The sequence below is a fragment of the Kitasatospora sp. NPDC001660 genome (assembly GCF_053596725.1).
Genome location: NZ_JBSFGU010000004.1, coordinates 14,659 through 38,493 on the forward strand (window position 1 = coordinate 14,659; position 23,835 = coordinate 38,493).

A 23,835-nucleotide genomic window follows, 5' to 3' on the forward strand; every position below is an offset into this window, starting at 1 on the left:
CGTGAGCTAATCCGTCCAGACGGCGGCGGCCGTGCGGTCGTCGGCGTAGCCCTTGGCGCGGACCTGTACCTGGCGCAGGAAGTCGACCGTGCCCGGCGGGTGCGGGTGGGCCCAGTGCGAGGACAGGAAGTGGGCGACCGCCGGCTCGTCGGCGATCGGGCCCGCCAGGCCCGGCGTGCAGAGCAGCAGGATGTCACCCGGCGTCGCCGGGACCAACCGGAAACGGAACGCACGCGGCTGCGGCACCGGCCCGTCCGGCACCGGCGGCGCACCGTCCGGGTGGTGCAGCAGCTGGGCCGCGTAGGCGTCGATCCAGTGGCCGGAGCGCAACAGGTAGAGCCCGCCCGGGCCGACCCCGAACGCCGCCCGGTAGCCGGCCGCCGGGTCCAGCGACACCATCAGGCAGTGCAGCGACGCCGGGGACGGACCGTCCTCCCCGCGCGGCGCCAGCGCCCGCAGCGGGGCCGCCGCGCCGGTGGCCAGCCGCTGCAGGCCGTAGCGGAGCCGGTCGCGGGCGGCGTCCCGCAGGTCGGCCGCGAGGCCGGCCCGGCTGCGGCCGACCGCGGCCGCCAGCTGCCGGCAGGCCTCGCCGGTCGCGGTGCTGACGACCTCGGGCGGGACGGCCTCGTCGGCGGCCTCGTCGGCGGCCGGACCGCTGCGGTCGAAACCGCCGAGCACCGCGAGCAGCAGCCCGTCCGGGCCGTCGCCGAACCGCGTCACCAGCAGCGCGTCCCGGCGCGGCTCGCCCCGGTAGCGGGCGGAGTCCCCGCGCACGGAGACCGCCCGCACGATGGCCGACCCGTACTGGGCGCCCTCCAGGACGGTGTCCGGCACGACATTCCCCAGCGCCCCCGGGTCCGCCTCCGGCACGGCCGTCGGCTCCGGACCGTACGTCGGCGGGCGCGCCCCCACGTGCGGCACGGCGTCCGCGGCACCGGCCAGCGGCGAACGGACGACGGGCCGGGGCGAGGCGGCCGGCTCGGGGGCGGACGTGCCGGCCGGCTCGGGCTCGCGCCGCGGGTCCGCCGCCGCCGCAGGCCTGGCCTCCGACTCGGGCTCCGGCGCGTGATCAGGCGCGTGATCAGGCTCCGGCTCGGGAACGCGGACGGCCTCGGGCTCAATCCGCGCGCCCGCCACCGCCGTTGGCTCCGGCACGCGGTCCGGCTGGGGTTCGGACGGCGAGGCGTGCACCGCCTCCGGCTCCGGATCCGGATCCGGATCCGGATCCGGCGTCCGTGCCGACTCGGGTGCCGGGGCGACATCGGCGGTGGGCTCGGGCTCCGCGACCGCCACCGGCTCCGGCGCGTCCGGTTTGCCGGGCGAAACGGGGCCCGTCCGGAACTCCGGCGCCGGGAACCTGTGCGTCTCCGTCGACGGTCCCTGCTGGCCGATCACGCCCAGCGCGGTGTCGAACCAGTCGTCGAAGCTGTCCCGCTCGGCCCCGGGCGCCGTCGCGGCAACGGTCGCGGCCGCCGCCTCCGTCCGCGCCTGCTCGCCGGTGCGCTGCGGCGCGACCAGGCCCGCCGCCGTGTCGAACCAGTCGTCGACGCTGCCCTCGCCCGGGTCCGCCCCGGGGGTGTCCGGGAGGGTGCCCGCCGGGCCGTCGTAGACGGTGTCCCACCAGCCGTCGTCGGACCGGTGGGGCTGGGCGGGTGCACCCTGTTGGCTCATCTGGCGGCTCCTGGTCGGTCCGTGATCGCGCCGCCCCCGGCGGGGCCGGACTCGACGTCATTGTCTCCGAGTGCAACGACGCTGTCCGGGTTTCGGCGACAACCGGACACCGACCGGGGCGATCCCGGCCACCCGGTCCGCCAACCGCGTTCGTTCCCGTTCCGTCCTGGCTTGCCGGAAGTGCCCGGAGCAGGGCGTTTCCGTGCCGTTCGGTGCCATTGGCGGCCGAAAATGGGGCCAGGAGAGGGGCATCGCATCACTCGTTCGGCTGATTAAATGTGCCCATGACCGTGTCGGCCCCCAGCTCACCCCGACCGGGGAGGGCCGCAGCGGCGGGCCGCCCGGCGGGTGTGCTGTGGATCCTGCTGCTGGTCGCGCTGCTGACGGCGCTGCCGTGCACGGGCCGGGCGATGGCCGCCGACCAGGACTCCCCCGCGCCGACCACCGCGACCACCACGGTGGTCCTGGTCACGGCCGCCGCGAGCACGACCGGCCACACCGCCAAGGCCGCCGACCACCACCTGCACGTCGACGAACCGCGTCACTGGACCTGGTGCTCGGCAGACGGCCGTCCGCCGCAGCGCGACAACGGCTGCTCCAGCCACCCGTACTGCGCCCAGGACGCCCAGCTTCCGAACCCGCCGCCGCACCCGCAGCCGGCCGTGTCACCGCACACGCAGGCGTCCGAGGCGCTGCCCCGGGTGGTGCCCGCCGGGCTGCTCGTCGGCCCGCACCCCGCACCAGATCTGCACGAGCTCCAAGTACACCGGTCCTGAGCGGAACCCGCCGTCCGGCACCGGACGGATCCGCCCTCCGCCCCACTTCAGCCGACCGCCGCGCCCGCAGCCGGGCGCGCGCGGGGACAAGGACAACCACCATGGGTTCCGCCTCGAAGCAGTCCAACAAGAACAAGCAGCAGCCCGTCAACGACCGCCGCGCCCGGATCGCCGAGCTGCGCGCCGCCGAGCAGCGCCGTGACCGCCGCAACAAGATCATCGCCATCGTGGCCGCGTGCGTCCTGGTGGCCGGCACGGGCGGCGCCATCGCCTGGGTCCTCAAGGACCAGAACGACAAGAAGAAGGCCCAGGAGGCCGCCGCCAACGCGGACATCCCGGGCGTGAAGACCTTCGGCGACCTGAGCCGCAACCACGTCAAGGAGAAGGTCAACTACCCGATGACCCCGCCGGTCGGCGGCGACCACAACGCGATCTGGCTGGACTGCATGGGCCACGTCTACGACAAGCCGGTCGAGAACGAGCGCGCCGTCCACTCGCTGGAGCACGGCGCGGTCTGGGTGACGTACAACGGCAAGGCCACCCCCGAGGACATCAAGACCCTCTCCGACAAGGTCAAGGCCACCCCGTACTCGCTCATGAGCCCCTACCCGGACGAGCAGGGCACCATCACCCTGAACGCCTGGAGCACCCAGCTGATCGTCGACAGCGCCAGCGACCCCCGGGTGAACGAGTTCTTCACCAAGTACGTCCAGGGCAAGCAGACCCAGGAGCCGGGCGCCTCCTGCACCATGGGGCAGATGTGACCGCCGCGGAGCCCGGGGCCGCCGCCGGGGACCCGCAGGCCGTCGAGGAGCCGCAGGCCGCCGCCCGGCCCCGCCGCCGCCTGTGGTGGCCGGCCGCGCTGGCCGCCGCCGTCGCGCTGGCGCTCGGAGTGCCGGCCCTGGTGGCGAGCGGAACGTCGGCCTCCGGCTCGTCCTCGCTGTCCGTCCCGGCGGACGACTCGCCCGAGGCCGGGTTCGCCCGCGACATGGCGACCCATCACCAGCAGGCGGTGGACCTGTCGTTCATCGTCCGCGACCGCACCGGCGACGAGCCGACCCGCACCCTCGCGTTCGACATCATCAACACCCAGGCCAACCAGCGCGGCATGATGATGGGCTGGCTCGACCAGTGGGGGCTGTCGCAGAACTCGGCGGCCAAGCCGATGGCGTGGATGAAGATGGACCACGACTACCAGGCCCACGACGGCTCGCTGATGCCCGGCATGGCGACCAACGCCCAGCTGGCGAAGCTGCGCACGCTCAGCGGCCGGGACGCCGAGGTGTACTACCTGCAGCTGATGATCGAACACCACAAGGGCGGCGTCGAGATGGCCCAGGGCTACGTGGACCTGGCGAAGAACGACACCGAGAAGCGGCTCGCCCAGTCGATGGTGGTCGCCCAGACCTCCGAGCTGGAGCTGATGACCGACATGCTCAAGGAGCGCGGCGCCGCCCCCGGCGTGCCCACCTCCTGACCCAGAGTCCGCACGGCCCGCTGGCCGGGGGTGCGGTGGGGACGGTCCGTTCCGTCCCCACCGCACCCGTTTCCTTTTCCCGCTTCGCCTTCTCCTTCTTCTTCGCCCCTCTTCCCTCTTCGCCTCTTCCCTCTTCGCCTCTTCCCTCTTCGCCTCTTCCCTCTTCGCCCTCCCTGGAGCACCGAGATGACCCCCGACGCCCCCTGGCTGATCGCCGGCCTGGGCAACCCCGGCCCGTGGTTCCGGCTCACCCGGCACAACGCGGGCTTCCTCGCCGTCGACCGGCTCGCCGAGCGGCACGGCGCGCGGTTCCGGCGGCGCGCGATCGGCAGCCAGGTCGCCGAGATCGAGGTCGGCGGCCGACGGGTGCTGCTCGCCAAGCCGCAGTGGTTCATCAACCTGTCCGGCCGCCCGGTGGCCGGCCTGATGCGGCGGTACGGCGTCCCCGTCGAGCAGCTGGTGGTGGTGCAGGACGACCTCGACTACGCGTTCGGCTCCTGCAAGCTCAAGCGCGGCGGCGGCCCGGGCGGGCACAACGGGGTGCGCTCGGTGGGCGACGTCCTCGGCACCCGCGACTTCGTCCGGCTGCGCTTCGGCCTCGGGCGCCCGCCGAAGGGACAGAGCATCGGCGACTTCGTCCTGAAGAAGTTCTCCGACGCCGAACTGGCCGCGCTGCCGGGCGTGTTGGACCGCTGCGCGGACGCCTTGGAGACACTCGTGCAGCGCGGCCTCAACCGGGCCCAGGACGCGCTGAACGCCTCCGCGCCGTCCCTTCCCGGCTAGGAACGTGCGCGGCGGGCGGCCCTGCGAGGACCACGGCCGCCGCCGCGACCGCCGCGAGGACGAGCAGCACCGTCCGACCACCGGACGCCGCGCCCGCCAGGTGGACGCCGAGGACGGACAGCGCCATGCCGAGCGCCGTGCCGAGGCTGCGCGCCATGTTCACCATGCCGCCGCCGACCGCCGAACACTGCGCCGGGATCGCCCGCATCACCAGGGCGTTGTTGGCCGGCAGCAGCAGGCCCAGCCCGTACCCGGCGACCAGCAGCGGGGCCGCCACCGCCGCGCCCGAGACCGGCAGCACGGCGAACAGCAGCAGCCCGGCACCCGCCACCACCGCGCCGAAGCGGCACCTGGTCACGTCCGACCAGTCCCGGGGCAGCAGCCCGCCGCCGACCGTCGCGGCGACCGCGAACGCGGCGGGCAGCAGCGTGATCACCAGGCCCGCGCGGGCCGTCGACACCCCCGCGCCGGTGAGCAGCACCGGGCCCAGTACGAGCGGGCAGAACAGCAGCAGGTAGCCGATCAGCGCGACCACCAGCCCGGACCGCACGCCCGGGGTGTTGACCAGCCCCGGCGCCAGGATCGGCCGGGCGGCCCGCCGCTCCTGGCGCACCAGCGCGAGCGCGAGGACGGCGGAGGCGGTCAGCAGGACGGCGACGAGCCAGCCGGGCAGGGGCAGGCCGGAGGCGGTGGACAGGGCGAGCAGCAGCGCCGCGGTGGCGCCGGCGAGCAGCAGCATCCCGGGGAAGTCGAAGCCGGGCGCCTGCGCGACGCCACCGCGGGACCCCGGCGCGGCGGCGCGGCGGGGCTTCGGCGCCGCGGCCGGGCGCTCCGCCCTGGTGCGTGGCAGCAGGTACCAGCCGGCCATGATGCCGAACACGGCGATCGGCACGTTGACCCAGAACACCCACCGCCACGACGCGTGCTCGACCAGCAGCCCGCCGAGGCTCGGCCCGAGCGCCAACCCGAGGCCCTGGGCGGCGGCCTGGATGCCGAGCGCGCGCCGCATCGCGTGCCCGGGCACGCCGCGCGCGACCAGGGCGACGCTGTTGGCCTGCATCATCGCGGCGCCGACGGCCTGGACGGCCCGGCAGGCGACCAGGATCCAGAGGGTGCCGGCGAACCCGGCGCCGAGCGAGGACAGGCCGAAGACGGCGAAGCCGCCGATGTACATCGTCTTGCGGCCGATCAGGTCGGACGCCCAGCCCACCGGGGCCAGCAGGGCGACCAGGACGAGCAGGTAGGCGAGGGCGACCCACTCGACCGCGGCGAAGCCCGCGCCGAAGTGGTGGCCGATGGCCGGGAAGACCAGGGCGATCACGCTGGCGTCGAGCTGGCCGAGGAAGGCGCCGAGACACACGGTGCCGACGGCCAGCCAGTGGGCGTGTCGCCAGCCGGCTACGCCGCGGGGTCGTGGATGCTCGGTGAGCAGCCACGCGGCAAAGGCGGTGGCGTTCATGCCAGTAAATATATCCGATGCAGACATGTTCTTTCAACGACCTGCTCGCAATCAGACGAGTGCGGGGCGCAGCGGGCCCAGACGTGGACGCAGAGGCCCCCACCGGGCGGGCGGAGAGGCCAGTACCAGGCGATACGCTGTCCGCCATGCCGTCGTCACCGCACGTTCCCGACTCCGCCACCGGAACCCCCGAAACGTCGGTCGAACACGCCCGCCGGCTGACCGACGTCGTCACCCGCCTGCGCCGCGCCCTGCGCAGCAGCATCCGCACCGACTACCCGTGGGAGTCCCTGCCCATGGCGCAGGTCGAACTCCTCCAGACCCTCGCCGCCGCACCCCTGCGGGTCGGCGAACTCGCCGCCCGCCAGCGGCTCGCCCCCAACACCGTCAGCGGACTCGTCGGCAAACTCCTCGACGCCGGCTTCGTCGACCGCCAGGCCGACCCCGGCGACCGCCGCACCGCCCGCATCGCCCTCACCCCGGCCGGACAGCGCCAGCTCGACGACTGGCAGCACGCCCACGAACGCCGCATCGCCGGCGCGCTCGGCACCCTCGCCCCCGCCGACCGCGACGCCGTCGTCCAGGCCCTGCCCGCCCTCGAACAACTCGCCCGCGCCCTCGCCGAACCCACCCCTCCCGCCGCGTAGACCGCTGGTCACGACCGCCCGGCGAGCGCTACCTTCCCTGTCGTGGACACGGCACAGGTACACCTCGAACCCTGGACGGACGCCGACCTCGCGCTGCTGCGCCGGGTCAACGCGCCGGAGATGAAGAAGCACGTCGGCGGCCCGGAGACCGAGGAGCAACTGCTCGTCCGGCACGGCCGCTACCTCGACTTCGTCCCGTCCGGCCTGGGCTGCATGTACCGGATCGTGCTGCTCCCCGGGGGCGAGTCCGTCGGCACCGTGGGCTACGGCACCCGGACGTGGGAAGGCGAGACGGTCCACGAGATGGGGTGGAACGTCCTCCCGTCCTACCAGGGCCGGGGCATCGCCGTTGCCGCGACCCGAGCGGCCGTCACCGCCGCCCGCCGCGAGGCCCGGCACCGGTACCTGCACGCGTTCCCGTCGGTCGACAATGCCGCGTCGAACGCCGTCTGCGCGAAGGCCGGCTTCACGCTCCTCGGGGAGACCGACTTCGAGTTCCCGCCCGGCCGCTTCATGCGCAGCCACAACTGGCGCGTCGACCTGCGGGCTCCGCGGGCCGGGTAGCGGGGGCGTCGGCTTCCGCGGCGGCCTGGCCTCAGAAGCCCCCCAGCAAGACCCCCAGCAGACCCCTCAGAAGACCCCTCAGAAGAGCGTGCCGCTCTCCAGTTCCAGCAGCCAGCGCTTGCGGTCCACGCCGGCGGCGAAGCCGGTGAGGGAGCCGTTGGCGCCGAGGACGCGGTGGCAGGGGCGGACGATGAGGAGCGGGTTGGCGCCCACGGCACCGCCGACGGCGCGCACCGCGCGCGGCGACTCGCCCGCCATCGCGGCGAGTTGGCCGTACGTGACGGTCCCGCCGTACGGGATCCCGTCCAGGGCGGCCCAGATCCGCCGCCGGAACTCGGTGCCCTCCGGGGCGAGCGACAGGTCGAACTCCGTGCGCTCGCCGGCGAAGTAGGCGGCGAGCTGGGCGACGGGCTCGGCGAGCGCCTGCGGGTCGAGGACCCAGTCGTCGGCGGGCTCGGCGAGGGCGTACTTCTGGCCGGGGGCGGTGACGGTGGCCAGCGCGGCCGGACCGCCGTCGTCGGGCTGGACCCCGCTCAGCAGCAGCTGCCCGAACGGGCTCTCCATGGTCGTGAAGACGGTGGTGCTCATGCTCGTGCGTTCTCCGTTCCGGTACTGGTGGTGCTCGCGGACCCGGCCCACAGCCGGTGGACCGCGTAGGAGCGCCAAGGGGCCCAGGCCTCGGCGGCGCGGGAGGCGGACCTGGGGTCGCCGGGGGCACCGAGGCGGGTGAGGCCGTGCTTGACGCCGATGTCGCTCGGGAGGAAGACGTCGGGGTCGGCGAGCGCCCGCATCCTCAGGTAGCCGACCGTCCAGGGGCCGATGCCGGGCAGGGCCAGCAACTGGGCGGCGGACTCCTCCCGGTCGACGCCGCTGTCGAGCCGGACCACGCCCTCGGCGAGGGCGGCGCAGAGGCCGGTGAGCGCCCTGCGGCGGGCGGCGGGCATCGCGAAGTCCCCGGGGTCGGCGGTGGCCAGGGCGGCCGCCGTCGGAAAGAGCAGACGCAGGCCGCCGTTGGGCTCGGGCAGGGCGGTGCCGTACTTCTCGGCGAGCCGGCCGGCCAGGGTGCGGGCCGCGCCGACGCTGATCTGCTGGCCGAGGACGGCGCGGACGGCGAGCTCGTGCGGGTCGACGTGGCCGGGCGAGCGCAGGCCGGGGCGCTCGCGGACCAGCGGGCCGAGGACCGGGTCGGCGCCGAGCTGCTCGTCGACGGCGTCGGGGTCGGCGTCGAGGTCGAACAGGACGCGCAGACGCTGGACGGCGGTCGGCAGGTCGCGCAGGTCGGCGAGGAAGAGACGGCAGTCGAGCCAGCCGCGGGTGCGCTCCTCGCCCGGCGCGAGCCCGTCGACCTCGGCGATGCCGTGGCCGTACGGGAGCGCGAGGGTGCGACGGTAGGTGCGGACGCCGGGGCGCGCGCCCGGGACGACCTCCTCCACGCCGGGGACGGTGCGCAGGGCGAGGAAGTCGATCACGTGGTCGCTGTCGATCGCGCCGCGGTAGGCGAGGCGGAGGGTGAGGCCGCCGGCCGGGGTCGCGATGCGACGGCCGGCGGCGACCTCGGCACGCAGGCCGCTGGGGGTGCGGTCGTAGACCTCACGGACGGTGTCGTTGAACTGCCGGACGGAGGCGAAGCCGGCCGCGAACGCGATGTCGGTGACCGGGAGTTCGGTGGTCTGGAGGAGCAGCCGGGCGGTCTGGGCGCGGCGGGCGCGGGCGAGCGCGATCGGGCCGGCGCCGAGTTCGGCGGTGAGCTGGCGCTGGAGCTGGCGGGCGCTGTAGCCGAGGCGGTGGGCGAGGCCGGCGACACCCTCGCGGTCGACCAGGCCGTCGCCGATCAGGCGCATCGCCCGGCCGACCAGGTCGGCGCGGTGGTTCCACTCGGGCGAGCCGGGCACCGAGTCGGGGCGGCAGCGGCGGCAGGCGCGGAAGCCGGCGCCCTGGGCGGCGGCGGCGCTGGGGTAGAAGACGCAGTTGGCGCGCTTGGGAGTCACGGCGGGGCAGCTCGGCCGGCAGTAGATACCGGTCGTCGTGACGGCCGTGAAGAAGATCCCGTCGAAGCGGGAGTCACGGCTGTCCACGGCTCGGTACCGGATGTCGTCGTCGATCACGCTGTCCAGTCTGCGGCACCGGAGGGGGCCCGACTGGCGGGAATCGGACATGACCGTTGGGGGCCCTCCCCCCTCCCCCCTCCCCCTCCCCCTCCCACCCATCCGATCGGCATCCGCCCATGCCCCACCCACCGCCCGATCCCTGTCCCCACGCCCGCCCACGCCCCCCTCCGGGAGGGGCGAGGCCTCTCTTCCTCGGGCCCGGGCGGCCGGGCCGCCTCGGGCCCGATAAACCCGGGCCCGGGGCCCGGCCGGCGGCTACGCTCGGCCGCATGAGCGAACAGCCCTACACCGCCTCGGACGACCCGCGCGTCGTCGCCCTGCGTCCGCTCGAATTCGTATTCCCCGGCCCGCTCCGCGACACCCTGGTCGCGTCCGTCCTCGGCGGTGCCAAGACCACCACCACCGGCCTGCTCGCCGACTACGAGCACGCGGGCGACCCGCTACCCCAGGCTGGCGAGCGCTCGGCGATGCTCGACTCGGACGGCCGAGCCGTCGCCGTGATCGAGACCACGGACGTCCAGGTGGTCCCGCTCGCCGAGGTCGACCTGCGGCACGCGCTCGACGAGGGCGAGGGGTACGCCTCGGTGGCCGCCTGGCGCTCGGCGCACGAGCGCTTCTGGCACGGCCCGGAGATGCGCGCCGCCCTCGGTGACCCGGGTTTCACCGTGGACGACACCACTCCGGTGGTGCTGGAGCGCTTCCGCGTGCTCGCCGACCTCCGCTGAGCGCAGCCGCTCTGCGGAGGCCGGCCGCGGCCGGGCGGTGCGTGCGACGTCAGCGCCGGACCGAACTGCCCTCCTTCCGCATCGACTTGGTGATCGCCTTCCACTTCTTCAACCGCGCCGACGCGAGCCGGGCATCCGAGCGCGACGCGATCCACTCGTTCTCGCGCTGGAGCTTGCGGTAGCTCTCCCACCGGCGTTGCGGCAGCGTGCCGTCGGCCAGCGCGGCCTGGACGGCGCAGCCGGGCTCGGTGTGGTGGCCGCAGTCGTGGAAGCGGCACTCCTCGGCCAGGTCGGCTATGTCGGCGAAGGCCAGGTCCACGCCCTCGCCGCCGTAGAGGCCGACTTCGCGCAGGCCGGGTGTGTCGATCAGCACGCCGCCGCCGGGCAGCGCTATCAGCTCGCGGGTGGTCGTGGTGTGGCGGCCCTTCTGGTCGACGGCGCGGGCGGCCTGGACGCTCATGACGTCGGCGCCGGCCAGGGCGTTGGTGAGGGTGGACTTGCCGACACCGGACTGCCCGATGAGGGCGGTGGTGCCGGGGATGCGGGCGCGCAGGACGTCCACGCCCTCGCCGGTCTCGGCGCTGACGACGAGCACGGTGACGCCGGGTGCGACGCCTTCGACGTCGGCGCGGATGAAGTCGGCGTCGTCCACGAGGTCGGCCTTGGTGAGGACGACCACGGGTTCGGCGCCGGACTCCCAGGCGAGGGCGAGGAAGCGTTCGATCCGGCCGAGGTCCGGGTCGGCCGCGAGGGAGGCGGCGATCAGGACGGTGTCGACGTTGGCCGCGAGCACCTGGCCGTCGGAGCGCTTGCCGGCCACCTTGCGGATGATCGCGGTGGTGCGCGGCAGCAGCACGGCGACGGCGGCCATCGGCTGGGCGTCGAGGTCGACGGCGGCCCAGTCGCCGGTGCACGGGCAGTTGATCATGTCGGCGTCGCCGACCGGGCGGGTGTCGAGCCGGACGGTGCGCGGTTGACCCGTTTCGGGGTCGGCCAGGACGGCGTCGCACTGGCCGCGGTCGACGCGGACGATGCGGGCCGGGACGAGGCCGGCCTCGGCGAGCGGGGCGAACAGCTCGGCGAGTTCGGCGGTCCAGCCGTAGCCGGACAGCGCGCCAACCGACGCGGAGGACGACTCGGAGAAGGACGACTCGGAGAAGGACGACTCGGAGAAGGACGACTCGGAGAAGGACGACTCGGAGAAGGAAGAGGAAACCGAGGAAGAGAAGGAAGACGGGCACGACGGAACGGAGGCAGCGTTGAACAACGCAGTGGGCCCTTCGGGAGGAGATGGTCCCGGCGGGCTACGGCTGGCTCGGAACGTCAGCCGGCGGCCGGGAAAAGGAGGTGAACGCGCGTGCTGCCCAGGGCAGCTATCGGGGCGACAACGACCACGGGGTTCACCTCCTGCTCTCTTCTCCTCGGGCGGCCCTTCAGGGCCCCCGAACCGGACGTGTCACACGCTAGCGGACGGGCATTCTCCCGCCAACAGGTTTTTGACCTGCGGAAATACCAGGAATTTCCCGGAAGGGCAGGCTCAGCCGCCGTAGCGGTGCTTGAGGTTGGGGTCGTCGAGCCACCAGGGCCGCATCCCCGTCTCCTCTTCCTCCTCGCGTCCCTCGGCCCGCGCCTGCGCGGCGGCCTCCTCGAAGCGGGCGTCCAGTTCGGCGTCCACGGCCCTGATCTCCTCCCGCCCCTGCACCACCATGCGCCGCACCAGCGCGGCCAGGAACGGCAGACCGACCAGGTCCCCCAGCACCCAGAAGGCGTTGCCGCCCCAAGTCTGGTCCTGCGCGAGGCTCGGCCCCCAGGGCCGCCCGAGCGCGACGTAGTGGTGCTCGGCGACGAGGTGGCCGCCGTAGATCAGCACGATCCCGAGCCCCGCGTCGAAGATCACCTCGGCGAAGGTGATGAACAGGCCGACCAGGTGCGGGTACTCGTGCCCGACGGGGTCGATCTGCAGCCGCGGCCAGAAGTAGGCGAGGCCGAGCAGCACCAGGGACAGGTGCAGCACGATGTTCCCGGTCCCGCTGGACACCGACCAGTCGTACCAGGGCGTGAAGTAGAGCAGCCAAGGCGGCGCCATCAGCAGCGCGGTCGAGACGGCCGGGAACATCAGCACCTTGGACGGCTTGCTGCGCAGCGCCCGCAGGAGCCGCTCCCGCCGCCCCTCGGGCGAGGACTCGACGAGGAGCGAGACCGGCGCGCCGAGCGCGAGCAGCAGCGGGACGACCATCAGCAGCAGGACGACCTGGACGGCCCGGTCGGTGAAGAGGATGCGGTCGTAGACGCCGAGGCCCGAGCAGGTGGCCCAGATCCACAGGAGCAGTCCGCCGAGGAAGGCCGCGGTGCGGGTGGGCTGCCACCGCTCGCCGCCGGCCCGGTGGACGGAGCGCACGGAGAGGAGGTACCAGGCGCCGAGGAGGACGGAGAGGCCGAGCACGAGGGGTTCGGCGGTCCACGAGGTGGCGAGGTCGGACCACTGCCAGGTCGGCGGCCCGCTGTAGCCGAGCGCCTGCACCGAGCCGTCCATCCGTCCGCCCACCTCGTCCACGCCGTTGCCGTCGCCGTTCCGCCGCCCGACCGGACGGGGTGGCGCGCCGCCGTCCGTACGGAACGCGCGGCGCCCGGCCATCATGGCCGGTCGGCGGTGGATCACCGCGGCCAGGGCCCCTCTCTATACCCCGCCCTGAACAAGACTTTGCCAAAACAAGCCAAAACTTTGCCAAGGCAAAGTTTTGGCCCCGTTCCGTCCCCTTGTGCAACCGGCGGAGGGGCGCGTTCGTCTGGCAGGATGCACCGTCGGCATACCGGCCACGTGGGTGACAACAAGGGGACGACAAGGGTGCAAAGCACTGCACGCGGCGAGGGCCGCCGGCTGGCGGCGCGCCACCGCAACATCGAGCTGGGCCTGCTGGCCCTCGCGGTGGCCGTCTGTCTGGCGGGACACATCGACGCCCGCATGGCGCTGAGCGACGGCAAGATGCCGCCCGGCCTGCTGATGCACGGCCTCTCCCTGGGCGGGCTGGCCGCCGCGGCGCACATGGCGGTGCGCCGGTTCGCCCCGTACGCGGACCCGCTGATCCTGCCGCTCGGCGTGTTCCTGACCGGCTTCGGGCTGATGCTGCTGGACCGGCTGGACGTCTCCTACGCGGCGGCGCACGCGAAGAAGGGCGACTTCCAGAAGATCCCGGCCGCGCCGCAGCAGTTCATGTGGGTGTTCATCGCCGTCGTCGTGTCGCTCGCGCTGGTCGTGTTCATCAAGCACCACCGGTTCTTCCAGCGCTACGTCTACATCCTGATGGCGGGGGCGCTGGTGCTGCTGGCCGCGCCCGCGTTCTTCCCCGGGCGCCCGGAGGACTTCGGCGCCAAGCGCTGGATCCGCCTGTTCGGGCTCTCCTTCGAGCCGGACGAGTTCGTCAAGGTCGCGATCACGATCTTCTTCGCGGGCTATCTGATGGCCTCGCGGGACGCGCTCGCGCTGGCCGGCCGGAAGATCTGGGGGATGACCCTGCCGCGCGGGCGGCACGCCGGGCCGGTGCTGGCGATCTGGGCGATGAGCCTGCTGGTGCTGATCTTCGAGCGCGACCTCGGCACCTCGCTGATCTTCTTCGGCGTGTTCGTCGTGATGCTGTACGTGGCGACCGAGCGCACCAGCTGGGTGGTGCTCGGCCTGCTGATGGCGGTCGGCGGCGCGGCGGTGGTCGGCACCCTGGAGCCGCACGTGCACGGGCGCGTCGAGGCGTGGCTGCACCCGCTCGACATCTACAAGCCGGTGCACGACAAGGCGATCATCTCCGACCAGCCGGCCGAGGCGCTGTTCAGCCTGGGCACCGGGCACCTGACCGGGACGGGCCTCGGCTCGGGCCGGCCCTGGCTGATCGGCTTCGCCGGGCGCAGCGACTTCGTCTTCACGACGATCGGCGAGGAGCTGGGCCTGGCCGGGGTGACGGCGATCCTGCTGGTGTACCTGCTGCTGGTGCAGCGGGGGCTGCGGACGGCGGTCGGGCTGACCGACCCGTTCGGGAAGCTGCTGGCGACGGGTCTGTCGACGGCGCTGGCGCTGCAGGTGTTCGTGGTGGTCGGCGGGGTGAGCGGGCTGGTGCCGCTGACCGGCAAGGCGCTGCCGTTCCTGGCGGCGGGTGGTTCGTCGCTGTTGGCGAACTGGCTGACGGTCGCTCTGCTGATCAAGCTGAGCGACTCGGCGGGGCGGACGGCGCTGGAGCCGGCGCTGCCGAGTCCCGAGTTCCCGGTGCAGGCCGTGGCCGTGAAGCGCCCGGCGCCGGCGGAGCAGTCGTCGGGGCAGACGCCGGGCCAGTCGCCGGGGCGGACGCCCCCGCAGGGCACGCCGTCCGAGCCGGAGCCCGCCGGCCCGCCGGCGCAGCCGGAGTCGGCGTCCGAGCCGGGTCCGCAGCAGGCCGGCCACCCGGGCGCGGTGGCGGACTTCCCGACGGCCCCCGGCTACCCGGTGGCGCCGGATCCGTCCGGGTCGGGCACGCTGGGCGGCGGCTTCCACCCGCCGACGCACCCGTCCGGGCCGTACCCGCCCAACCAGAACCCGGCGACCGCCTGACGGCCTCCCAGGAGCACCCGACAGGGCGGCAGGGACACCCGACACGGCGGGAACGCCGGACAACGCAGGAACGCCTGAACGCCGGACAACGCAGGAACGCCTGAAAAGGCGGGACCGCCGAACAACGCAAGCGCCGCGAGCAGAGCACGGGCGGCAAGCACGACAGGGCCTCCCCCGCACCCGCGGGGGAGGCCCTGTCCGTCCTACCGCTGCTGGTCCCAGGGCGGCCTGGGCGGGTAGCCGGGCAGCGGGTACTCGGGGGGCGGGGCGGTGGGCCGGTCACTGTCGGGCGCGGGCGGGGCGGGCCGGTGGTGGGGGCCGCCGCGGGCGGTGAGGCGGCCACGCACGTTGTCGGCGGCGAGGACGTCGGCCCAGCGCTCGGGGTACTCGGAGGGGACGTCGACGTCCTCGTCCTCGTCCTCGCCCCAGTCCTCCTCGGCGCCTTCGGCGAGGCCGAGTTCGCGGGCCCGGCGGGCGCGCTCGGCGGCCCGCCGGGCGGCGACCTCGCGGACCATGGCCGCGGCGGCGGCCTCGTGAGCGCGCTCGTTCTCGGCGCGGGCGTCGGCGGTCTCCAGGGTGGGCCAGCGACGGTCCATGGCCGCGTTCATGGCGGCGCCGATGAGGACGGCGAGCGCCACGACGAAGATCCACAGCAGGACGGCGACGGGCGCGGCCAGCGAGCCGTACACGCTGTGGCCCTCGACGGAGCTGACGAGGTAGAGGCGCAGGGCGACGCTGCAGAAGACGAGGACGACGAGGGCGACGAGCGCGCCGGGGATGTCCTCGCGCCAGGGCGTGGAGACGGGCACGGCGAGGTGGTAGAGCGTCGTCAGGGAGACGATCAGCAGGACGATGGCGACCGGCCAGTAGGCGGCGCCGACGAGCCCGGCGATGCCCTGCACGGCGTTCTCGACGAGGCCGGGGCCGGCCATGAGCAGGGGCAGGACGAGGGAGCCGATGGCGAGGGCGCCGAGGTAGAGGCCGAGGGACATCAGGCGGGTCTTGACGATGCCGCGCTTGCCGTCGAGCCCGTACATGACGGTGATGGTGTCGATGAAGATGTAGAGCGCCCTGGAGCCGGACCACAGCGACAGCAGGAAGCCGATCGAGATGAGGTCGGGCCGGGTGTGGTCGAACACCTGGCTGAGCAGCGGTACGACGACCTGGTTGACGGAGGAGTCCGAGAGGACCGTCCCGGAGGCCGCGATGATGTCGTGCTTGAGCCGCTCGATGGTGCCGGCGCCGAGGAACTCGTCGAGATAGCCGAGGGTCGCGGCGAGGCCGAGGAGCAGCGGCGGGATCGACAGCAGGGTGAAGAAGGCCGCCTCGGCGGCGAGGCCGGTGACCCGGTACTCGACGCAGGTGTTGGTGGTGTCCCTGACCAGTTCCCACGCCGTGCGGCGCCAGGTGGCCTGCTTGGCCGCGCGCCGGGAGCCCTTGCCCCGGCGCCGGGAGGGCCGCTCGGGGTGCGGTTTGCTCGTATCGCCTGCTGCTTGCACAGGGCTAACGGTATCGGGCGGGCCTGTCCGGTTGATCTCGGCGGGGCTCCGGCGTGCGGTCGCCGGGTGGCGGGCGGGCGGCGGGGGGAGCGGTGGGAACGCTCGACCGTCCCATCTGGCGAAACCTGAGCGTCCACGATGCGGACGTTAGTGGACCGCGAGTCGTGCGCCGTGCGAATCTCTTGCCATGCCTAGCGCCGGAACCACCCTGGTAGGTCGACTCCACGTCGATCTCCTTCGCGTGTCCAGCGCCATCTGTCCGGTGACCTGAGCCCCACCCCGCCGCCACCACCGCACCCCGGCGCCACCCACCCCGCCGTCCCCGCAAAGAGCGGATGCGCAAGGCGCCCGCCCGGCCCGGTCACTGCCCTCACGGCCCTGAGAAACAGCAGGTCACAGCAGCACCGCCCGGCCGAGCACGCCCAGCGACCCACCCGGCGTCAGAGCCACCTGCCCCGAAGGACTTCACCATGGCCACCTCCCCCGAGACCGTCGAGCCCACGGCCGACCGCGCCGCCGCGCGCCGCCCCGCCGCGGCCCGCAAGGTGACCCGCCACCGCGGGGAGGGCCAGTGGGGCATGGGCCACCACACGCCGCTGAACGCCAACGAGCAGTTCAAGAAGGACGACGACGGTCTCAATGTGCGGACGCGCATTGAGACGATCTACGCGCACCGGGGCTTCGACTCGATCGACCCCGCCGACCTGCGCGGCCGGATGCGCTGGTGGGGCCTGTACACCCAGCGCAAGGAGGGCATCGACGGCGGCAAGACCGCGATCCTGGAGCCGCACGAGCTCGACGCCGAGTACTTCATGCTCCGCGTCCGCGTCGACGGCGGCCGGCTCACCGTCGCCCAGCTGCGCGCGATCGCCGAGGTCTCCGAGCAGTACGCGCGCAACACCGCCGACCTGACCGACCGCCAGAACGTCCAGTACCACTGGATCCGGATCGAGGACGTGCCGGCGATCTGGCGGAAGCTGGAGGCCGTGGGCCTGTCCACCACCGAGGCCTGCGGCGACACCCCGCGCGTCATCCTCGGCTCCCCGGTGGCCGGCGTCGCCGAGGACGAGATCATCGACGGCACCCCCGCCATCGAGGAGATCCAGCGCCGCTTCATCGGCAACCCCGACTTCTCCAACCTGCCGCGCAAGTTCAAGTCCGCGGTCTCCGGCTCCCCGATGCTCGACGTCGCGCACGAGATCAACGACGTCGCCTTCGTCGGCGTCGTCCACCCCGAGCACGGGCCCGGCTTCGACCTGTGGGTCGGCGGTGGGCTGTCCACCAACCCGAAGCTCGGCGTGCGCCTGGGCGCGTGGGTCCCGCTGGAGGACGTGCCCGACGTCTACGGCGGCGTCATCGGCATCTTCCGCGACTACGGCTACCGCCGGCTGCGCAACCGCGCCCGCCTGAAGTTCCTCGTCGCCGACTGGGGCGCGGAGAAGTTCCGCCGGGTGCTGGAGGACGAGTACCTCAAGCGCGAGCTGGCCGACGGCCCCGCCCCCGCCGAGCCCGCCGCCCGCTGGCGCGACCACGTCGGCGTCCACAAGCAGAAGGACGGCCGGTACTACGTCGGCTTCGCGCCGCGCGTCGGCCGGGTGGACGGCAAGCTGCTCGGCCGGATCGCCGACCTCGCCGAGGCCCACGGCAGCGATCGGGTGCGCACCACCGCCGAGCAGAAGATGCTGATCCTCGACATCGCCGAGGACCAGGTCCAGTCGGTGGTGGCCGGCCTGGAGGCGCTCGACCTGCGGGTCACACCGTCGCCGTTCCGCCGCGGCACCATGGCCTGCACCGGCATCGAGTACTGCAAGCTCGCCATCGTCGAGACCAAGGAGCGCGGGCGCACCCTCATCGACGAACTCGAGGAGCGCCTGCCGGACTTCGCCGAGCCGCTGACCATCAACATCAACGGCTGCCCGAACGCCTGCGCCCGCATCCAGGTCGCCGACATCGGCCTCAAGGGCCAGCTGGTCACCGACGAGCACGGCAACCAGGTCGAGGGCTACCAGGTGCACCTGGGCGGCGCGCTGGGCCTGGAGGCCGGCTTCGGCCGCAAGGTCCGCGGCCTCAAGGTCACCAGCGAGGGCCTGCCCGACTACGTCGAGCGCCTCCTGACCCGCTACCAGGCCGACCGCGCCGAGGGCGAGCGCTTCGCCCAGTGGGCGGCCCGGGCGAACGAGGAGCAGCTGTCGTGAACGAGCGACGGGCCTACCCGCCTCCGGCCCGGCGGCCGGGAGGTGCCCCCGGGCCGGAGGCCGGGGGAGAGAGAGCCGATCAGCAGGGGCGCGTCTCGCGGAGCGGACGCCGAGCGGAGCGAGGTGGGCAATGAGCGAGCGAGCAGCACCGTTCTTCTGCCCCTACTGCGGCGACGAGGACCTGCGTCCCTCCGAGGCCGGGCACGGCGCCTGGGAATGCCACGGCTGCCGCCGGGCCTTCCAGTTGAAGTTCCTCGGCCTGCTGTCCGCGACTCACGGGGGTACGTCCAATGAACAGCACCACGACTGACTACGAGGCGGTCGCGACCGCCGCGGGCCGCGAGCTGGAGGAGGCGACCCCGCAGGAGATCCTGCGGTGGGCCGCCGACACCTTCGGCAAGCGGTTCTGCGTCACCTCCTCCATGGAGGACGCGGTCGTCGCCCACCTCGCCTCCTCGGTGCTCCCCGGCGTGGACGTGGTCTTCCTGGACACCGGCTACCACTTCGCCGAGACCATCGGCACCCGGGACGCGGTCGCCGCGACGATGCCGGTCAACGTGATCACGCTGACGCCCCGCCGGAGCGTCGCCGAGCAGGACGCCGAGTACGGGCCGCACCTGCACGACCGCGACCCGGACCTGTGCTGCTCGCTGCGCAAGGTCGAGCCGCTGAACCGCGGCCTGGCCGCGTACGACGCGTGGGCGACGGGGCTGCGCCGCGACGAGTCGCCGACCCGCGCCGGCACCCCGGTGGTGGCGTGGGACCCGAAGCGCCGCAAGGTCAAGCTCGCCCCGATCGCCCGCTGGACGCAGGAGGACGTGGACGCCTACGTCGCCGCGAACGGGGTGCTGCTCAACCCGCTGCTGTGGGAGGGCTACACCTCGATCGGCTGCTCGCCGCTGTCCTGCACCCGCAAGCCCGCCGAGGGCGAGGACGCCCGGGCCGGCCGCTGGTCCGGCTCCGGCAAGACCGAGTGCGGCATCCACCTCTGATCCCCTGGCCAACTCTCGTTGAAGGACTGAACCGTGACAGCACACACCCTGGCCGCTGACGGAGCCGCAGAGGCGGCCCGCGCGGCCACCCCCTGCGAGCGCGGCGCCACCGTGTGGCTGACCGGGCTGCCGAGCGCGGGCAAGACCACGCTCGCCAACGCCTTGGCCGAGCGGCTGCGCGCCGAGGGCCACCGGGTCGAGGTCCTGGACGGCGACGAGATCCGCGAGTTCCTCTCCAAGGGCCTCGGCTTCTCCCGCGAGGACCGGCACACCAACGTCACCCGGATCGGCTTCGTCGCCGAGAAGCTGGCGGCCAACGGCGTCAAGGTGCTCGCCCCGGTGATCGCCCCGTTCGCCGACTCGCGCGCCGCCGTCCGCGAGCGGCACGCCGCCGCCGGCACCGAGTTCCTGGAGATCCACGTCGCCACCCCGGTCGAGCTGTGCGCCGAGCGGGACGTCAAGGGCCTGTACGCGAAGCAGGCGGCCGGCGAACTCTCCGGTCTCACCGGCGTCGACGACCCGTACGAGGCCCCGCAGGACCCGGAGCTGCGCCTCCAGACACAGGGCCGCGCGGTCGCCGAGTCCGCCGCCGAGCTGCACGCCTTCCTGACCGAAAGGGGCCTCGCGTGACCACCGCGACCCAGAACAAGGTGCAGGCCGACGACTCCGGCCGGAATTCGGGAGGGCCCTTCGCGCTGTCCCACCTGGACGCGCTGGAGGCCGAGTCGGTGCACATCTTCCGCGAGGTCGCGGGGGAGTTCGAGCGCCCGGTGATCCTGTTCTCCGGCGGCAAGGACTCCATCGTCATGCTGCACCTGGCGCTGAAGGCGTTCCGCCCCGCCGCGGTCCCCTTCTCGCTGCTGCACGTCGACACCGGGCACAACTTCCCCGAGGTCATCGACTACCGCGACCGCGTCGTCGCCGAGCACGGCCTGCGCCTGCACGTCGCCCACGTCCAGGAGTTCATCGACCGCGGCGTCCTGCGTGAGCGCCCCGACGGCACCCGCAACCCGCTGCAGACCGTCCCGCTGCTCGACGCGATCGAGAAGAACCGTTTCGACGCCGTCTTCGGCGGCGGCCGCCGCGACGAGGAGAAGGCCCGCGCCAAGGAGCGCGTCTTCTCCCTGCGCGACGAGTTCGGCGCCTGGGACCCGCGCCGCCAGCGCCCCGAGCTGTGGTCGCTCTACAACGGCCGGCACGCCGTCGGCGAGCACGTGCGCGTCTTCCCGCTCTCCAACTGGACCGAGCTCGACGTGTGGCAGTACATCGAGCGCGAGGGCATCGACCTGCCCGAGATCTACTACGCGCACGAGCGCGACGTCTTCTCCCGCAACGGCATGTGGCTCACCGCCGGCGAGTGGGGCGGGCCCAGGGACGACGAGCCCGTCCAGCGGCGCCTGATCCGCTACCGCACGGTCGGCGACATGTCCTGCACCGGCGCCGTCGACTCCGACGCCACCACGATCCGGGCCGTGATCGCCGAGATCGCCGCCAGCCGCCTCACCGAGCGCGGCGCCACCCGCGCCGACGACAAGCTGTCCGAGGCCGCGATGGAAGACCGCAAGCGCGAGGGGTACTTCTAACATGACCAGCACCACCCGGGAAGCCACCGCCACGTCGCTGCTGCGCTTCGCCACCGCCGGCTCCGTCGACGACGGCAAGTCCACCCTCGTCGGCCGGCTGCTGCACGACTCCAAGTCCGTGCTCGCCGACCAGCTGGAGGCCGTCGAACACGCCTCCCGCAATCGCGGACAGGCCGCGCCCGACCTCGCGCTGCTCACCGACGGCCTGCGCGCCGAGCGCGAGCAGGGCATCACCATCGACGTCGCCTACCGCTACTTCGCCACCCCCGCACGGCGGTTCATCCTCGCCGACACCCCGGGCCACGTGCAGTACACCCGCAACATGGTGACCGGCGCCTCCACCGCCGAGCTCGCCGTCGTCCTCGTCGACGCCCGCAACGGCATCGTCGAGCAGACCCGCCGGCACGCCGCCGTCGCCGCCCTGCTGCGCGTGCCGCACGTCGTCCTCGCCGTCAACAAGATGGACCTCGTCGGCTACGCCGAGCCCGTCTTCGCCGCCATCGCCGCCGAGTTCACCGCCTACGCCGCCTCCCTCGGCGTCAAGGACGTCCTCGCCGTCCCGATCTCCGCCCTCGCCGGCGACAACGTCGTCGAGCCCTCCGCCCACATGGACTGGTACGGCGGCCCGACCCTGCTCGAACACCTGGAGACCGTCCCGGTCGGCAGCGACCCGAGCGCCGAGCCCGCCCGCTTCCCCGTCCAGTACGTGATCCGTCCGCAGACCGAGGAGCACCCCGACTACCGAGGCTACGCCGGCCAGCTGGCCTCCGGCGTGCTGCGCGTCGGCGACGCCGTCACCGTGCTGCCCTCCGGCCACACCACCACCGTCGCCGGCATCGACGCGCTCGGTGAGGAGACGGACATCGCCTGGGCCCCCCAGTCGGTCACCGTCCGCCTCGCCGACGACATCGACATCTCCCGCGGCGACCTCATCGCCGCCGGCCCCGCCCCCGTCCCCACCAAGGACATCGAGGCCACCGTCAGCCACCTCAACGAGCGGCCGCTGCGCGCCGGGGACAAGGTGCTCCTCAAGCACACCACCCGCACCGTCCGCGCGCTCGTCAAGGAGATCTCCTACCGCATCGCTCTGCCGACCAAGGCGGGCGACACCCTCGAACGGCGCTCCGGCGACAGCGGGCTCAACGTCAACGACATCGGCCACGTGGTGCTGCGCACCGCCGAGCCGCTGGCCCTCGACTCCTACTCCGACAACCGCCGCACCGGGTCCTTCCTCCTGATCGACCCGGCCGACGGCACCACCCTCACCGCCGGCATGGCGGGCGAGGCCTTCGACACCGTACGCAGCACCGACGCCAACGACGCCACCGAAGAGGAGGACTGGGTCTGATGCCCAGCGAGGCGTTCTCGGGCATGGACAAGGAAGGCGGCCGCATCGGCAGCGGCGTCCTCGGCAGCGGCCAGGGCGGCCTGACCCGATGTGCGGGCCGACAGGGCTGAGGAGCCCTGTCACCGGGCCGCCTCCCCCGCAGCGTCCGGCCTGCCCGGCATTCGTGATGCCGCAAGCGACACCCTTCCGACCTCCCGCCCCGAGACCGCCTGCTGACGGTCCGTCCACGAACAGGACACCACCATGGCACCCTCGCACACCCTCTTCCGGCATAGCCAGGCACGCCCCAACGCCGGCCGGACCAGACGCTCCGCCGCGGCCGCCGTCGCCGGCCTGGCCGCCGTCGCCCTGCTGTCGGCCTGCGGCTACGGCTCCCAGGCCGAGGGGAAGTCCTCCGGCGACGCCAACTCCGCCGCCGCCTCCGGGGCTCCGGCCGCCGGCGCGAAGCTCTCCGCCGACACCGTCAAGATCGGCTACTTCGCCAACCTGACCCACGGTACCGCCCTGGTCGGCCTCCAGGAGGGCCTGTTCCAGAAGGAGCTGGGCGCCACCCAGATCAAGACCCAGGTCTTCAACGCGGGCCCGTCCGAGATCGAGGCGCTCAACGCCGGCTCCATCGACATCGGCTGGATCGGCCCCTCCCCCGCGATCAACGGCTTCACCAAGTCCGACGGCAAGTCGCTGAGGATCATCGGCGGTTCGGCCTCCGGCGGGGTCAAGCTCGTCGTCAACCCGGACAAGGTCTCCTCCCTCGACGACCTCAAGGGCAAGAAGATCGCCACCCCGCAGCTGGGCAACACCCAGGACGTGGCGCTGCTCAACTACCTGGCCGGCAAGGGCTACAAGGTCGACCCGAGCTCCGGCGCCGGCGACGTCTCGGTGGTGCGCACCGACAACAAGGTCACCCCCGACGCCTACAAGCAGGGCTCCATCGACGGTGCCTGGGTGCCCGAGCCCACCGCTTCCAAGCTGGTCACCCTCGGCGCGAAGGTCCTGCTCAACGAGAAGGACGTCTGGCCGGACAAGAAGTTCGTGATCACCAACATCATCGTCTCGCAGAAGTTCCTCAAGGAGCATCCGGACGTGGTGGAGGCCGTGCTGCGCGGCTCGGTGAACGCCAACGCCTTCATCAAGGCCAACCCGGACAAGGCCAAGGCCGACGCCAACGAGGCCATCAAGAAGGACTCCGGCAACGCCCTGGAGCCGGCCGTCCTCGACCCGGCCTGGTCGGACATCGACTTCCTGGACGACCCGCTGGCCGGCACCCTGCAGGCCGAGGCCGACCACGCGGTGACGGCCGGGCTGCTCAAGAAGCCGAACCTGAACGGGATCTACGACCTCTCCCTGCTGAACAAGGTGCTCGCGGCCAAGGGCCAGGGCCCCGTGGCGGACGCCGGACTCGGCACCAAGTAGCGCCGCCGCCCCTCCAGTTCCG

23 protein-coding genes are annotated in these 23,835 nt (G+C 73.3%); 16 read left to right on the forward strand and 7 right to left on the reverse strand.

Features of this window, described 5'->3' with window-relative positions:
* Window positions 1-6: 6 nt before the first annotated feature.
* Entirely contained in the window at window positions 7-1,671 is a 1,665-nt protein-coding gene (locus tag ACWCXH_RS05395) for a protein phosphatase 2C domain-containing protein (protein WP_449799996.1), read from the reverse strand.
* Window positions 1,672-1,955: 284 nt separating this feature from the next.
* Between ACWCXH_RS05395 and ACWCXH_RS05400 the strand changes: the two genes are divergently transcribed.
* From ACWCXH_RS05400 to pth, 4 genes are all read left to right on the forward strand, one after another.
* The gene (locus tag ACWCXH_RS05400) at window positions 1,956-2,447 is read left to right on the forward strand and encodes a hypothetical protein (protein ID WP_449799997.1); all 492 of its coding nucleotides are present in this window, start codon (window positions 1,956-1,958) and stop codon (window positions 2,445-2,447) included.
* Between the two features lie 101 nt (window positions 2,448-2,548).
* On the forward strand, window positions 2,549-3,211 hold the full coding sequence (locus tag ACWCXH_RS05405) for a DUF3105 domain-containing protein (protein WP_449799998.1): 663 nt from the start codon (window positions 2,549-2,551) through the stop codon (window positions 3,209-3,211).
* A complete protein-coding gene (locus ACWCXH_RS05410) occupies window positions 3,208-3,924 on the forward strand; it encodes a DUF305 domain-containing protein (protein WP_449799999.1) in 717 nt (238 codons plus the stop codon). The genes ACWCXH_RS05405 and ACWCXH_RS05410 overlap by 4 nt, the downstream gene beginning before the upstream one ends.
* 186 nt (window positions 3,925-4,110) lie before the next feature.
* On the forward strand, window positions 4,111-4,707 hold the full coding sequence (gene pth, locus ACWCXH_RS05415; RefSeq protein ID WP_449800000.1) for an aminoacyl-tRNA hydrolase: 597 nt from the start codon (window positions 4,111-4,113) through the stop codon (window positions 4,705-4,707).
* Here the strand turns inward: pth and ACWCXH_RS05420 are convergent.
* Window positions 4,655-6,166: an MFS transporter gene (locus ACWCXH_RS05420; protein ID WP_449800001.1), complete on the reverse strand. Its 1,512-nt coding sequence runs from the start codon at window positions 6,164-6,166 to the stop codon at window positions 4,655-4,657. The genes pth and ACWCXH_RS05420 overlap by 53 nt on opposite strands.
* A 146-nt stretch (window positions 6,167-6,312) precedes the next feature.
* Between ACWCXH_RS05420 and ACWCXH_RS05425 the strand changes: the two genes are divergently transcribed.
* Together ACWCXH_RS05425 and ACWCXH_RS05430 are read left to right on the forward strand one after the other, a co-directional pair.
* Window positions 6,313-6,813: a MarR family winged helix-turn-helix transcriptional regulator gene (locus ACWCXH_RS05425; protein WP_449800002.1), complete on the forward strand. Its 501-nt coding sequence runs from the start codon at window positions 6,313-6,315 to the stop codon at window positions 6,811-6,813.
* Between the two features lie 42 nt (window positions 6,814-6,855).
* Window positions 6,856-7,377 carry a GNAT family N-acetyltransferase gene (locus ACWCXH_RS05430; protein WP_449800003.1) on the forward strand — a complete coding sequence of 174 codons (522 nt, stop codon included), beginning with the start codon at window positions 6,856-6,858 and terminating at the stop codon, window positions 7,375-7,377.
* A 78-nt stretch (window positions 7,378-7,455) separates the two neighbouring features.
* On the opposite strand, the gene ACWCXH_RS05435 is transcribed toward ACWCXH_RS05430, so the two are convergent.
* Window positions 7,456-7,965 (reverse strand): methylated-DNA--[protein]-cysteine S-methyltransferase, encoded by a 510-nt coding sequence (locus tag ACWCXH_RS05435; RefSeq protein ID WP_449800004.1) that lies wholly within the window; start codon window positions 7,963-7,965, stop codon window positions 7,456-7,458.
* Window positions 7,962-9,533: a DNA-3-methyladenine glycosylase 2 family protein gene (locus ACWCXH_RS05440; RefSeq protein ID WP_449800005.1), complete on the reverse strand. Its 1,572-nt coding sequence runs from the start codon at window positions 9,531-9,533 to the stop codon at window positions 7,962-7,964. Before ACWCXH_RS05440 ends, ACWCXH_RS05435 begins: the two co-directional genes overlap by 4 nt.
* Before the next feature lie 221 nt (window positions 9,534-9,754).
* On the opposite strand from ACWCXH_RS05440, the gene ACWCXH_RS05445 reads away from it, so the two are divergent.
* Window positions 9,755-10,210 (forward strand): ASCH domain-containing protein, encoded by a 456-nt coding sequence (locus ACWCXH_RS05445; RefSeq protein WP_449800006.1) that lies wholly within the window; start codon window positions 9,755-9,757, stop codon window positions 10,208-10,210.
* A 49-nt stretch (window positions 10,211-10,259) separates the two neighbouring features.
* Here ACWCXH_RS05445 and rsgA read toward each other — a convergent pair whose 3' ends face one another.
* Together rsgA and ACWCXH_RS05455 are read right to left on the reverse strand one after the other, a co-directional pair.
* Window positions 10,260-11,321, reverse strand: a complete 1,062-nt coding sequence (rsgA, locus tag ACWCXH_RS05450; protein ID WP_449800297.1) for a ribosome small subunit-dependent GTPase A — start codon at window positions 11,319-11,321, stop codon at window positions 10,260-10,262.
* Window positions 11,322-11,747: 426 nt separating this feature from the next.
* Entirely contained in the window at window positions 11,748-12,869 is a 1,122-nt protein-coding gene (locus ACWCXH_RS05455; RefSeq protein ID WP_449800007.1) for a cytochrome c oxidase assembly protein, read from the reverse strand.
* A gap of 186 nt (window positions 12,870-13,055) precedes the next feature.
* On the opposite strand from ACWCXH_RS05455, the gene ACWCXH_RS05460 reads away from it, so the two are divergent.
* Window positions 13,056-14,783 carry an FtsW/RodA/SpoVE family cell cycle protein gene (locus ACWCXH_RS05460; RefSeq protein ID WP_449800008.1) on the forward strand — a complete coding sequence of 576 codons (1,728 nt, stop codon included), beginning with the start codon at window positions 13,056-13,058 and terminating at the stop codon, window positions 14,781-14,783.
* A 203-nt stretch (window positions 14,784-14,986) separates the two neighbouring features.
* On the opposite strand, the gene ACWCXH_RS05465 is transcribed toward ACWCXH_RS05460, so the two are convergent.
* Window positions 14,987-16,282 (reverse strand): YihY/virulence factor BrkB family protein, encoded by a 1,296-nt coding sequence (locus tag ACWCXH_RS05465; protein ID WP_449800009.1) that lies wholly within the window; start codon window positions 16,280-16,282, stop codon window positions 14,987-14,989.
* Window positions 16,283-16,469: 187 nt separating this feature from the next.
* Here ACWCXH_RS05465 and ACWCXH_RS05470 point away from each other — a divergent pair, with 187 nt between their 5' ends.
* The 8 genes from ACWCXH_RS05470 to ACWCXH_RS05505 all read left to right on the forward strand — a co-directional run bounded on the left by ACWCXH_RS05470 (window position 16,470) and on the right by ACWCXH_RS05505 (window position 23,813).
* Complete coding sequence (locus ACWCXH_RS05470) at window positions 16,470-16,553, forward strand: putative leader peptide (protein ID WP_310593185.1); 84 nt, start codon at window positions 16,470-16,472, stop codon at window positions 16,551-16,553.
* Between the two features lie 199 nt (window positions 16,554-16,752).
* Complete coding sequence (locus ACWCXH_RS05475; RefSeq protein WP_449800010.1) at window positions 16,753-18,477, forward strand: nitrite/sulfite reductase; 1,725 nt, start codon at window positions 16,753-16,755, stop codon at window positions 18,475-18,477.
* A 130-nt stretch (window positions 18,478-18,607) separates the two neighbouring features.
* The gene (locus ACWCXH_RS05480) at window positions 18,608-18,787 is read left to right on the forward strand and encodes a hypothetical protein (RefSeq protein ID WP_449800011.1); all 180 of its coding nucleotides are present in this window, start codon (window positions 18,608-18,610) and stop codon (window positions 18,785-18,787) included.
* Entirely contained in the window at window positions 18,768-19,469 is a 702-nt protein-coding gene (locus ACWCXH_RS05485) for a phosphoadenylyl-sulfate reductase (protein WP_449800012.1), read from the forward strand. The genes ACWCXH_RS05480 and ACWCXH_RS05485 overlap by 20 nt, the downstream gene beginning before the upstream one ends.
* A gap of 48 nt (window positions 19,470-19,517) precedes the next feature.
* Window positions 19,518-20,099, forward strand: a complete 582-nt coding sequence (gene cysC / locus ACWCXH_RS05490; protein ID WP_449800298.1) for an adenylyl-sulfate kinase — start codon at window positions 19,518-19,520, stop codon at window positions 20,097-20,099.
* 20 nt (window positions 20,100-20,119) lie between these two features.
* Complete coding sequence (gene cysD / locus ACWCXH_RS05495; protein WP_449800299.1) at window positions 20,120-21,052, forward strand: sulfate adenylyltransferase subunit CysD; 933 nt, start codon at window positions 20,120-20,122, stop codon at window positions 21,050-21,052.
* Window position 21,053: 1 nt separating this feature from the next.
* A complete protein-coding gene (locus tag ACWCXH_RS05500) occupies window positions 21,054-22,400 on the forward strand; it encodes a sulfate adenylyltransferase subunit 1 (protein ID WP_449800013.1) in 1,347 nt (448 codons plus the stop codon).
* 243 nt (window positions 22,401-22,643) lie between these two features.
* Complete coding sequence (locus ACWCXH_RS05505; protein ID WP_449800014.1) at window positions 22,644-23,813, forward strand: aliphatic sulfonate ABC transporter substrate-binding protein; 1,170 nt, start codon at window positions 22,644-22,646, stop codon at window positions 23,811-23,813.
* Window positions 23,814-23,835: the final 22 nt, after the last annotated feature.